The 1,645-nt window shown below is 65.8% G+C and carries 2 protein-coding genes and 1 pseudogene; 1 reads left to right on the forward strand and 2 read right to left on the reverse strand.

The features are described from left to right. Positions 1–96: 96 nt before the first annotated feature. Positions 97–948, reverse strand: a complete 852-nt coding sequence (locus EOA75_RS32615; protein WP_127326119.1) for a glycoside hydrolase family 108 protein — start codon at positions 946–948, stop codon at positions 97–99. Positions 949–1,016: 68 nt separating this feature from the next. Here EOA75_RS32615 and EOA75_RS32620 point away from each other — a divergent pair, with 68 nt between their 5' ends. Further along, positions 1,017–1,262 carry a hypothetical protein gene (locus tag EOA75_RS32620; RefSeq protein WP_127326120.1) on the forward strand — a complete coding sequence of 82 codons (246 nt, stop codon included), beginning with the start codon at positions 1,017–1,019 and terminating at the stop codon, positions 1,260–1,262. Here the strand turns inward: EOA75_RS32620 and EOA75_RS34345 are convergent. Beyond that, positions 1,259–1,645: pseudogene (locus EOA75_RS34345) on the reverse strand (hypothetical protein); the annotation flags it as partial. The gene EOA75_RS32620 and the pseudogene EOA75_RS34345 sit on opposite strands and share 4 nt — an antisense overlap.

Genomic DNA, 1,645 nt, shown 5'->3' on the forward strand with positions numbered 1-1,645 from the left:
AGATGAGGAAGCCGGCGATGAGAGCCAGGCCTACTGCGGCGACCGTGGGCAAGGCGCGAGAGAGGATCACGGCAAAGACGGAAGCGAGGTTTTCCATCACGTCGGCTCCGCCCCGAGAGCCGCGGCGAGGCGCTTCGCCTTGCGGTTCGCATACCGGCGCCAGGCGAGACCGCCGACTGCGAGCAGCGCGCTTGCGATTGCCAGGACGACGACGACCTTGCCGATCCATTCGCTGGTGTAGGAGAACGGCGAAAGCTGGTTCTGCAGATCGTATAGGTAGCCGGAAAGGCCAAGCCCGCCAGCGCCGGCGCCGGTTGTGGCATCGGCCGGCCCGGTCGATGGGGCAGCCTTGGCATCCTCGATAAATCCTTTCGCCTGTCCGCCGTCGACGAAGCTCGCCGCCCGCGGCGTAAGCCCGGTTGCCCAGGACTGGCCAATCGAGCGGACCTCCGCGACGCGACATGACCATCCGCGACCGAACACCGGCCACGTCTTCAGGTGCTGCAGGAAGGCCAGGCGCTGATCGCAAATCCGACCGATCAGGGCATCGTGGTCGTTGCAGGCCTGGACGGCCGCGACGGTGCCGAGCCCCATGACGCCGTCGAGCCGGCCCTTGTACAGCGGCCCGAGCGCGCGCTGCAGCCAGATGATCGACTGCTTCGGGCCGGAGTTCACGGCGCCGTCGAAGACGACATAGTCGACCCCGGCCGGCAGTCGGTCGCCCTTCACCGCATCCCAGTATTGGCGATCGTAGATCTCGAAGAGTTCCTGGCCGGTGATGCTCTTCACCGACCGAGGCGCCAGCTTCTTGCTCTTGCGATAGGCGTCATAAACCCGCTGGGTCACACCCTTCATCGTGGCGCCACCCGGGTCGGCCGGGTGATTGCTGTAGGCACCCTCATGCGCGAGCACGCGGGCGAGCGATTCCTGCTCGCGAGATGCGGTCATGAATTTTTCCTTTCGCTAGGAACTTTCCTGCCCCTCGGCGATTGAGGGCCGCGGCAGGGGATTGCGGGATGGATTGTTTCAAAAAGCTCGAGGCGCTGATCGACGCCGACGGCGCCAACGCCGCGGGAGAAGCGCGCGCGCTCCTCGCTCACCTCAAGGCCAAGTCGCAGGTACTGGCTGAGGCGGTCGACGAATTCCTGCTCGATATGATGACGCTGGATTTCCTGCTCGAAGCCGAGCGCGAGGCATTTCAAGACTCGGCACGCCGACTGGCGCATCGGCGGCTGACGATGGTGAAGCTGCTCTCGGCCTAGCGGGCGTCCGTTCCAGCCGAGCCCTGCGGGTTGCCTAGCGAGATCTGCGTGGTGTAGCCACTGCCGCGGTCGAGCGTGTCGGTGATCGAGGCGATCGTGTAGCTGCCGTCGACGCCGGCACGCAGCTGGATGATGGCAGTGCCCTCCGGCTCGGCGGTCGGCTCGCCCTCGATCGTGATCGAACCGGCGCCCTTCTGCCGAGCGCCGTCGATACGATCGGAATCGGCGCGCGTCTGCGCTGCAGTCGCGTCCGGCTGCATGAAGCGCAGCACGTCCTCCGGCTCGACGTCGTCGCCGGTTTCGACCTCTTCGATCACCTGCCTGGCCCTATGAAAGTCGTACCAACGGGCCTTTTTCTTCTTGAAGCGCGGCCGGTCCGTCAC

The organism is Mesorhizobium sp. M1A.F.Ca.IN.022.07.1.1 (genome assembly GCF_003997575.1).
Taxonomy (GTDB): Bacteria; Pseudomonadota; Alphaproteobacteria; order Rhizobiales; family Rhizobiaceae; genus Mesorhizobium.

Coding starts and splice junctions, on each gene's coding strand:
- EOA75_RS32620 (WP_127326120.1), top strand. CDS start 1,017: ATGGATTGTTTCAAAAAGCTCGAGGCGCTGATCGACGCCGACGGCGCC.
- EOA75_RS32615 (WP_127326119.1), bottom strand. CDS start 948: ATGACCGCATCTCGCGAGCAGGAATCGCTCGCCCGCGTGCTCGCGCAT.